The sequence below is a fragment of the Mesorhizobium sp. M0761 genome, from assembly GCF_040320205.1.
Lineage (GTDB): Bacteria > Pseudomonadota > Alphaproteobacteria > Rhizobiales > Rhizobiaceae > Mesorhizobium.
This window is the reverse complement of sequence record NZ_JAMYPF010000004.1, coordinates 1-12,238: the sequence shown is the minus strand read 5'-3', so window position 1 is coordinate 12,238 and position 12,238 is coordinate 1. Positions and strand designations below refer to the sequence as shown.

Here is a 12,238-nt window from a genome sequence, read left to right as displayed (position 1 = left end):
CGCTGGCATCTGCCCTCGCGGCGCTGTTGTGTTTGCCGGCCAATGCTTCTAGGCAGGATCAGGCACAGCGAAAGGAAACGATATGGCTCGACCACCGAATTACGGTCAGGAACGCAAAGAGCGCGACCGGCAGAAGGCCGCCAAGAAGGCGGAGAAGCTCGCCGCCAAGGTCGCGGCCAAGGAGCGCGCCGAGCCTGAGAACGAGGCAAGTTCCAAAACCGACACCGAGACAGAAAAATAGGCAAGACAGGATCACCGGCCCGCGAAACGGGCCGGATCCTGGCAAAATGCCGGTGTGATCAGGCCGATGTGATCAGGCCGGGGCCTTGTCGCTGACGAAGACGTTGACCTCGCGCGCGGCGGCGATGAAGGCGCGTCTTGCAATCATCGCCGGCTTGTCGCCGGCCAGCGCGTCATGGCAGGCCTGCAGCGCTTCGCGGTGCTTGGGGCTGCGCTTGCCGGGCCAGCTGTTGAGCAGGTAATCGGAAGCCTCGCGCACCGTACGCAAGAGCTGAGTGCTTCCCTCCGTGCCCGACTTAACGGTCACGGGTGTTTCAAATCGGTTGTTTTCCATGGCCGCCTCTTACGCCATCGGCGTCCGCGAAGCGAGGCCGAAAGCGGATCGCGACGGCGTTCTTTCGTTTTCGTGACCAGTATCAAGCGGCGACGACGGCAAAACCCCTGGCGCGTAGGCCGCGCCGGTCATTGTGCAACGACGTCACCAGGCGGGCGCGGCTGCCGGCTATATGGGCGGAAAGTCGCGCCGCCGCCGCATCGGCATCGCCGGCCCGCACCGCTGCCAGAATGGCGTGATGCTCGCTCCAGGCGCGGCCAAGGGCCGCCTCGTCGCGCACCTCCAGCCAGCGCGCCCGCGACAGCCGCGTCATGGCATCGCGCACGGCCCGAAACAGGAACTCGTTGCCGGAGAGCCGCGCCAGTTCGATATGGAAATCCATGCCGACGCGGTGCCATTCCTCGCGCGGCGTGGCAGTGTCGCAGGAGTCCAGCATCGCCTCGATGACATCGGCTGCGCTCCTGTCGGCCAGCGCCGAAGTCAGCCTGACCGCCGCGACCTCGACCGCTTCGCGGTACACCGCGATCTGTTCCAGTTCGGCAAGGTTGATCGGCGACACGGTCCAGCCGCGCCCGTCGCGGCAGATCAGCCCTTCCGTCTCCAGCCGCAGCAGGGCTGCCCTGACCGGCGTGCGCGAGGCGCCGAAGCGGCTCTCGATCCAGCGCTCCGTCAGCCGCTCGCCAGGACCGACCTCAAGGCCAAGGATCATCTCGCGAAGCGCTTTTTCGACGATCTGCATCTGCGACATAGTTGCTTCCATTGCTGGCGATCGGCCTTGCCCGTTGGTCTTGCCGATCACATTGAGAGCGCCTGATTGACAGCAGCCGGGCTTTGCGTCCATGAGGTACCAAGTTGGTATCCCAAAATGGTATCCGCAGCAAGCGGACAGGATAGGACATGCCGCAGGACAGTGCAGCGCAGGCCGCCGAAGCGCCTTCCACCTACAACATTCATTGGCGGCGCAACCTGCTCGTGTGCTTTGCCGGATCGTTCAGCACGCTTGTGGCGATGACGCTGTTGCTGCCGTTCCTGCCGCTCTATGTCGAACAGCTGGGCGCCGTGGGCCACGCGGCGATCGTGCAATGGTCCGGCATCGCCTTCGGCGCCACCTTCCTTGCCGCCGCCCTTGTCGCACCGCTGTGGGGGCGGCTCGGCGACCGCTACGGCCGCAAGGTGATGCTGGTGCGCGCCAGTTTCGGCATGGCGATCTGCATGTCGCTGACCGGCATGGTGCAGACCGTCTGGCAATTGGTGCTTTTGCGCCTGCTGATCGGCTTTGCCGGCGGTTATTCCTCAGGCTCGACGATCCTTGTCGCCATGCAGACGCCGAAGAAGCGCTCCGGCTGGGCGCTCGGCGTGCTGTCGGCCGGCATCACCGCAGGCTCCCTGGTCGGCCCGTTGCTTGGCGGCGCGCTGCCGCCATTGATCGGTATTCGCGCCACCTTCCTCATCGCGGGCGGCGTCATTTTCCTGGCGGCGCTGGCGACGACGTTCCTGATCAAGGAGATGCCTCGCCCGCCAATGCAGGCACAACCCAAGGAGAAACCAAAGGGCGGTTGGGCGCAGATCCCCGACAAACGCCCTGTCGTGGCGATGCTGGCAACCGGCATGCTGTTCACCTTCGCCAACATGTCGATCGAGCCGATCATCACCGTCTACGTCCAGCAACTGGTCGCGGACGCAAGCCGGGTGACGCTGGTCTCCGGTGTCGTCATGTCGGCGGCGGCGCTGGGCGCCATCCTGTCGGCGTCACGGCTGGGTAAGCTCGCCGACCGCATCGGCCACTGGAACGTCATCGTCGCATCGCTGGCCGTCTCGGCGCTGCTGTTGATACCGCAGGCCTTCGTCACCGAGAGCTGGCAGTTGGTCGGGCTGCGGTTCCTTATGGGTCTGGTGCTGGGCGGGCTGTTGCCCTGCATCACCAGCGTCATCCGCCACAATGTTCCCGATGGGGTCGGCGGCAATGTGCTGGGCCTGGCAATCTCGGCGCAATATGTCGGCCAGGTCGCGGGGCCGCTGCTGGGCGGCTTCGTCGGCGGCCATTTCGGCATGCGCGCGGTGTTTCTCGGCACGTCGGTGCTGATGGCGGGCGGTGCCGCGTATAATTGGCTGGCCCAGGCGCGCCGCACGCGCGACATGCTGGCGATATCGGAAAAATCCTGACAGACAGGTCGCGCCGCCTATCGTCAATCACGGAGCCCGAGACATGAGCATCGCCGAGTCAGCACCAGCAAACAGCGCGCGCATCCTCGTTTTCGCCGGCGGCATTGCCGGCGCGGCGGGCGTGGCGCTGTCGGCGGCTTCAGCGCATCTCGGCGGCGCGTTCGTCGGCACGGCCGCATCCTTCCTGCTCATGCATGCGCCGGTGTTTTTGGCCGTCGGCCTCGCCGGCGCAAACCGGATCTTGCGGATCGGCAGCCTGGTGCTGCTCGTCGGGCTTGTTCTGTTCTGCGGCGATCTGCTGGCACGGGATTTCGTGGGATCGCGGCTGTTCCCGATGTCGGCGCCGATCGGCGGCACCTTGCTCATCGCGGGCTGGCTGGTGATCGCGGCCTCGGCGCTCGTGCGGCAACGGTCCTGACGAGCCAAGAACCCTGCCCCATCAGATATCACACGAGGCTTAATCCTGCCGGTTTTGCGGCAGCAGGTCGCGGTTGCGCTTGGCAGACTTGGTCGGCCGCCGCCTTTCCGGCTGCTCCGTGGCAGGCGAGATACCCCAGTAGTTGCGATAAATGTCTTCGAACAGATGCTTCACGGGATGCATGTTCGTTCTCCTCTTCAAGAACTTGAATCGATCCAATCAGCTGGCACGAAAATGCCGGGGCCGATCAGTTGCGCTTGCGTTTCACAAGGTATTGCAGGTCACGCCTCCACGGCCCGACCTTGTCGCGGCGCTTGCGGGTGGCGGCGTCGGAGACTATGCCCCAATCATTGCCATAGATGTCTTCGAACAGATAATTCACGGGATGCATGGCACCCTCCTCTTGAATCGATCCAAGTTGTACTTGGTGAATCCCTTGGATCGATTCAAATATAGACTCTCTCCGCCGTCCGATCAAGGGAAAATTTGAACCGATCCAACGAAAGTGCTAAACAGGCTCCGGTTCAGGAGACGAAAATGACGGCATTGACCTCCGGCAAGACGAGACCAGTGCGGCTTGCCGACATCGCCAAGGCGGCCGGGGTCTCGCACGGTACCGCGTCCAACGTGTTCGCTCGCCCGGAAATCGTGCGCGAAGAGGTCCGCGAGCGGGTCAAGGCGGCGGCGGAAGCGATGGGCTATGCCGGCCCGGATCCCAAGGGCCGGCTGCTGCGCGCCGGCAAGGTCAACGCCATCGGCGTGGCAACGGCAGAACCATTGTCCTATTTCTTCGACGATCCCTTTGCCCGCGTCATGATGGCCAGCATTTCGCAGGCCTGCGACGCCACCGGCGCCGGAATTTCGCTGGTCTCGGCCGCCAACAGCGAGCAGCTCGCCTGGAACATCCAGAGCGCCCTGGTCGACGGCTTCATCGTGTTCTGCATCGAGGGTGGGTCGCGGCTGGTCGAACTGGCGCGCGAACGCAAACTGCCTTTCGTGGCGCTTGATCTCGATTCGGAAAATGAGGCGGTCGCTGCGATCGGCGTCGACAACGTCGCCGGCGCGGGTCTGGCGGCGCGCCATCTGGCCGAGTTCGGCCATCGCAGCTTTGCCGTACTCGCCCTGGAATCTGCCGGCGCTGGCTTTGGTCCCGTCACGCAGGAGCAAGTCGAGACGACATCCCTCTACTCGGGCACACGCGACCGTCTGCGTGGCTATTTCGGCGAGCTCTCCCGCTTCGGCATCGACGTCTCGCAAGTGCCAATCTACGAAACCCTCAATGACGAGGCGAGCGTTCGGGCCGGCCTCGATCATATTTTCGCGCTGCCGCAGACGCCGACGGCAATCCTGGCCATGTCGGACAAGATCGCGCTGCATGCGCTCGACTGGCTGCGCGAGCGTAACATTGCCGTGCCGGGCGATGTGTCAATCGTCGGCTTCGACGGCGTGCCGGAAGGCGCCGACTCCGAGCCGCCACTAACCACTGTCGCCCAGCCGATCGCCGAGATGGGCCGGCTGGCCGTCAAGGCGATCCTCGAAAATGACGGCTCGCAGCACCGGCAATTGCTGCCGGTCGATCTTGTGGTGCGGGGGTCGTCCGGCCCCTCGCCTGCTAGCTAGGCGGCTGATGTGGGATCATCGGCTTAGCCTTGGCATCGCGGGCATGCCGAAGGTCTGGTGAACGGCTGGCGCTTCTTTGCGAACCGGCTTTTTGCCCAAGCCGATGCCGGACAGCCACTCAAGATAGAAGGCGAGCGCGAATTGCATGGCGATGCCGGCCGAAATCAGCAAGACGTCATAGGCAAAGCCGCCCGGATTGATCAGCTTCATCACCTGCGCCGCCATGGCGATCAGCGTGCCGGCGAGGAACACCGGCAAGGAGCGCTTGCCGAGCAGGGCAAGCGGATGGTCCGGGCTGAGACGGAACAGGTTCGAGAAAGCCGGCAGGGCGACGATCAGATAGCTCACCGCCAATATGTGCAGGAGCCGCGGCAGCGACAGGAACGTCTTGTCGAAGCCGCCGATCACCACGGGCAGGTTAAACCACGTTATCTCGCCCCAGAGCGGGCTGTGCACCCAGACCGCCGCTGCCGCGACATAGGTCGCCGCGGCGCCCACCAGCCAACGATTGACGGGAATTGTGCCGCCGCGCCTGACATGCAGCATGCCGGCAAGGCCGATGTTGAACAGGAATTGCCAGGACAGCGGGTTGAGGAACCAGAAGCCGGGCTCCGGATAGTTCGGCGGCGCGATCTGCCAGAGGCCGGCGACGAGCCACAGCGCGCCGGAAAAGACCAGCGCCGGCAGCGGCCGGTAGCTGACGAAGAGCAGGAAGAGCGGCGCCATCAACAGCAGCGCCGCATAGACCGGCAGGATGTTGTTGTAGCCAAGCTGGTGGCCGAGCGTGACAATGCCGATCATGACCTCCGGCGTGTTCTTCATCAGCGGCTCGATGTTGATCAGCTTGAGCAGTTCCGGCCGCCGGCCGAACACCGCCGCGGCGCAGAACAACGCCATCACAACCATGGTGGTGACGATGTGGGCGCTGTAAAGCACGCCGGCCCGGCGCCACATCTTCAACATCGCCAGCAGCCGGCCGCCCGGCTGGAACTTGGTGCCATATGCGAGTGCGACCGACATGCCGGAAATCAGCACGAAGGCTTCCGCCGCGTCCGAGAATCCGAAATTCTTGTAGGTCAGCGTTTCGAAGACGGTGCCTGGCACGTGGTCGATATAGATGGTCAGGAGTGCGAGCGCACGGAACACGTCAATGCGCGTGTCGCGATCGGGGATACGCGGAGCGCGATCGGCGATACGCGGGGCGCGATCGGGCGGAACTGGCAGGGTCATCGACAAAAGGCCTCAAAGGAGAGCAAGGGTGCTCGCGTTGTTCATGCCGGGATGCGACCATCGGCGCACACCGCTTCGATTCCTCCCGCAGGGAGCATATCGGCGCAGAAACGGTCTGAAATGAGCCTGTTGCAATCACATTTCGCGGAGCGTGAAAATATTCCGTTTTGAAGCTGGCAAAGGACCAATGTCTCCGTGAAATCAATGAGATATGAGCGTGCATCGATATAGCGACGAGAACGCCTTTCTGCATCAGGATCTGGCCTTTCCCTACCGCCTCCTCAAGCCGGAGAATGCCGGCGGCGAGAGCCTGTTTTTACTGCACGGATCGGGTGTCGACGAAACGACGATGGTGCCGATTGCGAGGCAGATCGCCCCCAACGCCACGCTGGTCGCGGTGCGTGGCCGCATCCGCCAAGAAGACGGCTTCCGCTGGTTCGAGCGGATCACGCCGACCAGTTTCGAACAGGCGAGCATCCGTGCCGAAACATCGTACTTTGCCGCCTTCGCAAGCGAGGCCGCAAAGCGCTACGGGCTCGACCTCGCCCGGGCGACTTTCCTCGGCTATTCCAACGGCGCCAATCTGGTTTCCAGCCTGATGCTGCTCAACTCCGGCCTCGTCCGAAAAGCGGCGTTGCTGAGAGCAATGCCCGTGCTTGACGATGCGCCGGCAACCAATCTGACCGGAACGCGCGTCCTGATTGTCGCCGGTGCCGCCGATGAGACCTACGGGCCGTTTGCGCCGCCACTGGTGACGCTGCTCAACAAACATGGCGCCGAGGTCGATGCGCGCATCGTGCCTTCAGGTCACGAAATCGGCGACCCGGATGCCGCCATCGTCCGGCAGTGGCTTGCGGGACCAGCATTGGTCGCACGCCAGGCAGGCTAGGAGACCTTGGTAGACCGCATCGGCGCCCGGCGGAACAGCTGAGCAGATGCTCGTCGCCTAGCCCTGTCCCATCCGGTTCCAAGCATCGAGCCCGGCGATCTTGTAGGCTTCGGCCAGCGTCGGATAGTTGAAGGTGTTGTTGACGAAGAAATCAACCGTGCCGCCGAGGTTGATCACCGCCTGGCCGATATGGATCAGTTCGGTGGCGCCTTCGCCGACGATGTGGGCGCCGAGCAGGCGGCGCGTTTCGACCGAGAACAGCAGCTTCAGAAAGCCGGAGTTGACGCCCATGATGTGGCCGCGCGAGGTTTCGCGGAACCGCGCCAGACCGACTTCATAAGCAGCGCCGCTCTCGCGCACCTGCTCCTCCGACTGACCAACGGTGGAGATTTCCGGCACGGCGTAGATGCCATAGGGGAAGGTTTCCGGCGGCGGTGGCAGTTGCACGCCGAAAGCGTGGCAGGCGGCCACCCTGCCTTGCTCCATCGATGTCGAGGCAAGGCTGGGGAAACCGATGACGTCGCCGGTGGCATAGATGTTGGGCGCACTGGTCTGGAAGGTCTGCGGATCGACCTTGATGCGGCCCCGGGAATCGGCCTCGATGCCGACCACGTCGAGGCCGAGGCTGCCGAGATTGCCGCTGCGGCCGGCGGCGTAAAGCACGATCTCGGAGCGGATGGTGCGGCCATCGGCGAGCGTCACTTCGGCATAGTCGGGTTTTGAGACGATTTCCTTGACCGTACTGCCGAGGCGAATGGTCATGCCGCGGTCGCGCATCTGGTGGATGAAGTCGTCGACGATCTCGCGGTCGACGAAATCGAGGATGGTGTTGCGCGGCTCCACCAGCGTCACCGGCACGTCGAGCGCCGAAAAGATCGTCGCATATTCAACGCCGATGACGCCGGCGCCGATCACCGTCAGCGTGCGCGGCAGATGGTCGAGTTCCAGCATCTCATCGCTGTCGAAGACGCGGATCTTGTCGAAAGGCACGTCGCGCGGCCGGTGCGGCCTGGTGCCGACCGCGATCAGCGCATTGGTGAAACCAACCTCCGAGTAGTCGCCATTGTCTGCCGTCAGGCTGACCTTGTTTGGGCCGACGAATTTCGCCATGGCGCGCACGCTTTTGACGGCGTTGCGCATAAACTGGTGCTGCAGCACCTCGACCTCGTGGTCGAGCGTCTTGTGCAGCCGCTCGACCAGGTCGGCGATGGAGATGTCCTGCTTGACCCGGTAGCCGCGGCCGTAAAAGCCCCGCTCGCGCCAGCCGGACAGGTTCAGCACCGTCTCGCGCAGCGTCTTCGACGGGATGGTGCCGGTGTGCACCGAGACGCCGCCGAGGCGCCGGCCCCTGTCGACCACCAGCACCGATTTGCCGAGCTTGGCCGATTGCACCGCCGCGCGGCGCCCGGAAGGGCCGCTGCCGATGACCAGCATGTCGTAATCCATGTAACCCCGTCCCCTCGGCGTCTTGTTGCGCCGCAGCAAGCTAACGCCATCCGTCCACCAAATTCAATCGGCTCAACCGCGTCACACTGCCGAGCAGGACCGGATGGACGAACCGATCTTGATTCCGCCCGCGGTCTTCACCATTTCAGTGGCGGCGCACCCTAGCGTGGCGCCTGTTGCGAGGACATGACATGAACGCGCGCGTACTTGACGGCGAAATCATCACCAGCAGGCTCGACGACGTCAGGGCCTATGACGGTGTGCGCACGCGGCGGATCCTGGCCTTCATCATCGACTATTGCATCGTGGCGCTGCTCACCATTCCGTTCGCGATCCTGGTGGCCGTGCTTGGCCTTTTGACATTCGGTCTTGGCTGGGCGCTGTATTCCATCCTCGTGCCGGCGGTCGCCATTCTCTACATCTGGAACACGCTGGGCGGTCGCAACCAGGCCACATCAGGCATGAAGATGATGGGCATTCGGCTCGATCGTCTCGACGGCAGCCGTATCGACGGCCTCACCGCCGTTGTCCATTCGGTGCTGTTCTGGGCGAGCACGGTCATCCTGACGCCGCTCGTCCTCCTGGTGACGCTGTTTTCCGATCGCAAGCGCACACTGCACGACCTGCTGCTTGGCACGGTCGTCAGCCGCAGCGACCGTTGAACCGGCGTCCAACCGACGCCAACAGGCATTTGTGCGCAAATGTGAAGGGGTCCGTTCAACCCCGCCTTCACAATCCTGTTGAATTTTTCGCCAGCCAAGCCAAAGGTAGAGCGATTCGCAGGAGTGTTCCCAAGGTTCGATGACGCACCATCCGACCCAGTCGCCGCAGTTCTTCCTGACCGCGCCATCGCCGTGCCCGTATCTCGAGGGCCAGTTCGAACGCAAGGTGTTCACGCATCTGGTCGGCGACAAGGCGCCGGAGATGAACGACCTGTTGACGCAAGGCGGTTTCCGGCGCTCGCAGAACATCGCTTACCGTCCCGCCTGCGAGACCTGCCGCGCCTGCGTCTCGGTGCGCATCCTGGCGCAGGAGTTCACCGCCAGCCGCAACATGAAGCGGGTGATCCAGCGCAATTCCGATCTGATCGGCGCCATGCACGACGCGCAGCCGTCGACCGAGCAGTATTCGCTGTTTCGCGGCTATCTCGACGCTCGCCATCGCCGCGGCGGCATGTCCGACATGACGGTGCTCGACTACGCCATGATGGTCGAGGATACCCATGTCGACACCAAGGTGATCGAATACCGGCGCCGCGGCCCCGACACATTCATCACCGGCAAGGACCAGGGCGAGCTGATCGCCGTGGCGCTGACCGACAAGATGGCCGATGGCCTGTCGATGGTCTATTCCTACTTCAATCCCGAGTTCGAGGACCGTTCGCTCGGCACCTTCATGATCCTCGACCATATCGCCCGCGCCCGGGCCATGGGCTTGCCCCATGTCTATCTCGGCTACTGGGTCAACGGCTCGCGCAAGATGAACTATAAAATGCGCTTCATGCCGCAGGAGCATCTCGGCCCGAAGGGCTGGGAACGCTACGACCACGAAGCGGTCACGCGCTGATTTTTCTTCTTACCAGATCCTGATCTAAACATTTTCAGCCGAGACGATGCTGGTCTTCCGCCCGTTGGCGGGGCGATTGCGCCGACCGGCATCTGCTCAAATCATTGCGAAAGCCGTTGCATGTCCTCTCACAATGCCCACACCAAAGGACTCCTGCTCACCGCGCTTGGCGGGCTGGCGCTGACCATCGACATTCCCCTGATCCGGCTCGCCCATGGCGAAGCCTGGACGATCCTTTTGCTGCGCACCGGCTGCACCTTCGTGGCGGGGCTGATCGTATGGGCCATCTGGCGCTCGTTCAGCAAGAATGCTCCGCAGCTGATACCCGGCTGGTCGGGGCTCGTGGTCGCCACACTCTACGGGCTCGGCGCAATCGCCTTCATCACCGCCGTCTACAACACCTCGACCGCCAATCTGGTTTTCATCCTCGCCTTCTCCACCATGTTCTCGGCGCTGCTGTCGTGGCTGTTCCTGAAGGAGCGACCGCAGCCGCTGACGCTTGCGGCAATGGCGCTGATGATCGTCGGCATCGCGATCATCGTCGGCGATTCCGTCGGCACGGGAAATCTGTTCGGCGATGTGATGGCGCTGTGTTCGGCCTTGGCGATTGCCTGCGCCATCACCGTTTCACGCGCCAGCGGCAGGGATATGGGATTCACCGCGCTGACCGGCGTCCTGCTGCCGTTCGGGCTGGCGGCGCTCATGGTCTCCAAGACCGGTTTTCAGGTGGAGGCGCCATGGTGGATCGTTTTCAACGGCGCCGTCATCATGCCGTTCGCCTTCTTCTGCCTAGCCAACGGGCCGAAATACATTTCAGGCCCGGAAGTGGCGATGTTCTATCTCCTGGAAACGGTTTTGGCGCCGGTCTGGATATGGATGATCTTTGCCGAGACGCCGTCGCGCAACAGCTTGATCGGCGGCGTGATCCTGATCGTCACGCTGGTTGCCCATTCCCTGTGGCAGTTGCATGAAGGGCGCAAGCGCCGGGCAGCGCTCGCCGTCGCTTACCCAGCCTGACTTTTCTTCGCCGGGCCGGCGACAATCTCGATCTGCGGCGGCCCGCCTTCGAGCTCGGCCGCCGCGTCGGGAACGGTGTCTTCGGCCAGTTCCACCTCGCGCAGCCATTCGCGCCAGATCGCGACCAGCAGCGCCATCAGCACCGGGCCGATGAACAGGCCGAGAAAGCCCATTGTCTTTACGCCGCCGATCAGGCCGAAAAAGGTCGGCAGGAAGGGCAATTTGATCGGTCCGCCGACCAGCTTCGGGCGCAAGGTCTTGTCGACGATGAACAGTTCCACCGCGCCCCAGATGAACAGCGCCAGACCCGCCATCGGCGAGCCGCTGGCGGCGAGGTAGATCGACACAAGCGTAAACGACAGCGGCGCGCCACCGGGGATCAGCGCCATCACGCCGGTCAATGCGCCCAGCGTCACCGGCGACGGCACCCCGGCCAGCCAGTAGGCGATGCCCAGCACCAGCCCCTCGCCGATGGCGATCACGGTCATGCCGGTGACGGTGGACGAGATCGTTGCCGGTACGACGCGCGAAATCCGCTCCCAGCGTGCCGGCAGGATGCGTTCGCCGAGGCGGTCGATCTGACCGGCAAAGTGTGCGCCGTCGCGATAGGCGAAGAACAGCGCGATCATCATGAACAGCAGCGTCAGCAACAGACCGAAGGCGCTGCCGCCGGCAGCCAGCACGCCGCGATAGATGCTGCCGATATTGGCGCCGCTGACCAGCTGGATCAGCTCGCCGATGCCGCCGGGATGGCCGAAATTGTCGATCCACTGTTCGTTCAGCCACTCGCCGACGACCGGCAGCGAGGTGATCCAGTGCGGTGTGACCGCACCGTGCCTGTTGGTTTCGATCGCCCAGCCGACCCATTCGCGGACCTCGTTGATGGCGTAGGTGCCGGCAAGCGCTATCGGCACCACCAGGAAGGCGAGGATGAACAGGATGGCGAGCGTCGCGGCGACCGTGCGGTTGCCTCCGACACCGGCAAGCAGCCGGCGGTAGAGCGGCCAGCTGGCAAAAGCAATGACGAGGGCTGCCAGCACGGGAAACAGGAAGCCGTGGAAGAAATAGACGCCGGCGGCAACGATCAGCACCAACAGCCAGCGCGCCGCCGACAGCGGCGGAATGACGGCGGCTCTGAGCGGTGTCGACAGGCCGAACAGGCGCTGCTGACGTTCCGGCTTCTGGATCTTCGCTTCCTTCAAACGGTCAATTCTCCCCGGCCTACACAGCGTTTGTGCACTGTCATAGTGCCGCAATCGTGACGATAGTCCAAATGGCTGGTGAAGCTGCCAATCTCCCCCCTTGTGGGGGAGAT

15 protein-coding genes are annotated in these 12,238 nt (G+C 63.7%); 8 read left to right on the top strand and 7 right to left on the bottom strand.

Features of this window, described 5'->3' with window-relative positions; genetic code table 11:
* Window positions 1-82: 82 nt before the first annotated feature.
* The gene (locus NKI32_RS07575; RefSeq protein ID WP_023673009.1) at window positions 83-241 is read left to right on the top strand and encodes a hypothetical protein; all 159 of its coding nucleotides are present in this window, start codon (window positions 83-85) and stop codon (window positions 239-241) included.
* A 72-nt stretch (window positions 242-313) separates the two neighbouring features.
* Here NKI32_RS07575 and NKI32_RS07570 read toward each other — a convergent pair whose 3' ends face one another.
* Window positions 314-547, bottom strand: a complete 234-nt coding sequence (locus tag NKI32_RS07570; RefSeq protein ID WP_245259900.1) for a DUF982 domain-containing protein — start codon at window positions 545-547, stop codon at window positions 314-316.
* 109 nt (window positions 548-656) lie between these two features.
* Window positions 657-1,322, bottom strand: coding sequence for a GntR family transcriptional regulator (locus NKI32_RS07565; RefSeq protein ID WP_023689520.1), 666 nt, complete (start codon window positions 1,320-1,322; stop codon window positions 657-659).
* 149 nt (window positions 1,323-1,471) lie between these two features.
* Here NKI32_RS07565 and NKI32_RS07560 point away from each other — a divergent pair, with 149 nt between their 5' ends.
* Entirely contained in the window at window positions 1,472-2,737 is a 1,266-nt protein-coding gene (locus NKI32_RS07560; protein ID WP_023682410.1) for a multidrug efflux MFS transporter, read from the top strand.
* Between the two features lie 43 nt (window positions 2,738-2,780).
* The gene (locus NKI32_RS07555; protein ID WP_023673013.1) at window positions 2,781-3,155 is read left to right on the top strand and encodes a DUF423 domain-containing protein; all 375 of its coding nucleotides are present in this window, start codon (window positions 2,781-2,783) and stop codon (window positions 3,153-3,155) included.
* Between the two features lie 39 nt (window positions 3,156-3,194).
* Here NKI32_RS07555 and NKI32_RS07550 read toward each other — a convergent pair whose 3' ends face one another.
* Entirely contained in the window at window positions 3,195-3,338 is a 144-nt protein-coding gene (locus NKI32_RS07550; protein WP_023673014.1) for a hypothetical protein, read from the bottom strand.
* A gap of 64 nt (window positions 3,339-3,402) precedes the next feature.
* Window positions 3,403-3,546: a hypothetical protein gene (locus NKI32_RS07545; RefSeq protein ID WP_023700561.1), complete on the bottom strand. Its 144-nt coding sequence runs from the start codon at window positions 3,544-3,546 to the stop codon at window positions 3,403-3,405.
* 146 nt (window positions 3,547-3,692) lie between these two features.
* Here NKI32_RS07545 and NKI32_RS07540 point away from each other — a divergent pair, with 146 nt between their 5' ends.
* Window positions 3,693-4,775 carry a LacI family DNA-binding transcriptional regulator gene (locus tag NKI32_RS07540; RefSeq protein WP_352653469.1) on the top strand — a complete coding sequence of 361 codons (1,083 nt, stop codon included), beginning with the start codon at window positions 3,693-3,695 and terminating at the stop codon, window positions 4,773-4,775.
* Between the two features lie 15 nt (window positions 4,776-4,790).
* Here NKI32_RS07540 and NKI32_RS07535 read toward each other — a convergent pair whose 3' ends face one another.
* Window positions 4,791-6,005 carry an OpgC family protein gene (locus tag NKI32_RS07535; protein ID WP_352653468.1) on the bottom strand — a complete coding sequence of 405 codons (1,215 nt, stop codon included), beginning with the start codon at window positions 6,003-6,005 and terminating at the stop codon, window positions 4,791-4,793.
* Window positions 6,006-6,222: 217 nt separating this feature from the next.
* Here NKI32_RS07535 and NKI32_RS07530 point away from each other — a divergent pair, with 217 nt between their 5' ends.
* Complete coding sequence (locus tag NKI32_RS07530) at window positions 6,223-6,894, top strand: alpha/beta hydrolase (RefSeq protein WP_352511390.1); 672 nt, start codon at window positions 6,223-6,225, stop codon at window positions 6,892-6,894.
* Window positions 6,895-6,951: 57 nt separating this feature from the next.
* Here the strand turns inward: NKI32_RS07530 and sthA are convergent, their stop codons facing one another.
* Window positions 6,952-8,340 (bottom strand): Si-specific NAD(P)(+) transhydrogenase, encoded by a 1,389-nt coding sequence (gene sthA / locus NKI32_RS07525; protein WP_023682415.1) that lies wholly within the window; start codon window positions 8,338-8,340, stop codon window positions 6,952-6,954.
* A 191-nt stretch (window positions 8,341-8,531) separates the two neighbouring features.
* On the opposite strand from sthA, the gene NKI32_RS07520 reads away from it, so the two are divergent.
* The 3 genes from NKI32_RS07520 to NKI32_RS07510 all read left to right on the top strand — a co-directional run bounded on the left by NKI32_RS07520 (window position 8,532) and on the right by NKI32_RS07510 (window position 10,923).
* Window positions 8,532-9,002, top strand: coding sequence for an RDD family protein (locus tag NKI32_RS07520; RefSeq protein ID WP_023673020.1), 471 nt, complete (start codon window positions 8,532-8,534; stop codon window positions 9,000-9,002).
* Window positions 9,003-9,141: 139 nt separating this feature from the next.
* A complete protein-coding gene (locus NKI32_RS07515; RefSeq protein ID WP_353002439.1) occupies window positions 9,142-9,906 on the top strand; it encodes an arginyltransferase in 765 nt (254 codons plus the stop codon).
* Between the two features lie 120 nt (window positions 9,907-10,026).
* The gene (locus NKI32_RS07510; protein ID WP_023829426.1) at window positions 10,027-10,923 is read left to right on the top strand and encodes a DMT family transporter; all 897 of its coding nucleotides are present in this window, start codon (window positions 10,027-10,029) and stop codon (window positions 10,921-10,923) included.
* On the opposite strand, the gene NKI32_RS07505 is transcribed toward NKI32_RS07510, so the two are convergent.
* Window positions 10,911-12,125 carry an AI-2E family transporter gene (locus NKI32_RS07505; RefSeq protein WP_353002437.1) on the bottom strand — a complete coding sequence of 405 codons (1,215 nt, stop codon included), beginning with the start codon at window positions 12,123-12,125 and terminating at the stop codon, window positions 10,911-10,913. The two genes, NKI32_RS07510 and NKI32_RS07505, sit on opposite strands and share 13 nt — an antisense overlap.
* Between the last annotated feature and the right edge of the window lie 113 nt (window positions 12,126-12,238).

What these genes read in the sequence shown, in the direction of transcription:
- NKI32_RS07575 (WP_023673009.1), top strand. Translation starts at nt 83, where the DNA reads ATGGCTCGACCACCGAATTACGGTCAGGAACGCAAAGAGCGCGACCGG.
- NKI32_RS07565 (WP_023689520.1), bottom strand. Translation starts at nt 1,322, where the DNA reads ATGTCGCAGATGCAGATCGTCGAAAAAGCGCTTCGCGAGATGATCCTT.
- NKI32_RS07560 (WP_023682410.1), top strand. Translation starts at nt 1,472, where the DNA reads ATGCCGCAGGACAGTGCAGCGCAGGCCGCCGAAGCGCCTTCCACCTAC.
- NKI32_RS07555 (WP_023673013.1), top strand. Translation starts at nt 2,781, where the DNA reads ATGAGCATCGCCGAGTCAGCACCAGCAAACAGCGCGCGCATCCTCGTT.
- NKI32_RS07550 (WP_023673014.1), bottom strand. Translation starts at nt 3,338, where the DNA reads ATGCATCCCGTGAAGCATCTGTTCGAAGACATTTATCGCAACTACTGG.
- NKI32_RS07545 (WP_023700561.1), bottom strand. Translation starts at nt 3,546, where the DNA reads ATGCATCCCGTGAATTATCTGTTCGAAGACATCTATGGCAATGATTGG.
- NKI32_RS07540 (WP_352653469.1), top strand. Translation starts at nt 3,693, where the DNA reads ATGACGGCATTGACCTCCGGCAAGACGAGACCAGTGCGGCTTGCCGAC.
- NKI32_RS07535 (WP_352653468.1), bottom strand. Translation starts at nt 6,005, where the DNA reads ATGACCCTGCCAGTTCCGCCCGATCGCGCCCCGCGTATCGCCGATCGC.
- sthA (WP_023682415.1), bottom strand. Translation starts at nt 8,340, where the DNA reads ATGGATTACGACATGCTGGTCATCGGCAGCGGCCCTTCCGGGCGCCGC.
- NKI32_RS07520 (WP_023673020.1), top strand. Translation starts at nt 8,532, where the DNA reads ATGAACGCGCGCGTACTTGACGGCGAAATCATCACCAGCAGGCTCGAC.
- NKI32_RS07515 (WP_353002439.1), top strand. Translation starts at nt 9,142, where the DNA reads ATGACGCACCATCCGACCCAGTCGCCGCAGTTCTTCCTGACCGCGCCA.
- NKI32_RS07510 (WP_023829426.1), top strand. Translation starts at nt 10,027, where the DNA reads ATGTCCTCTCACAATGCCCACACCAAAGGACTCCTGCTCACCGCGCTT.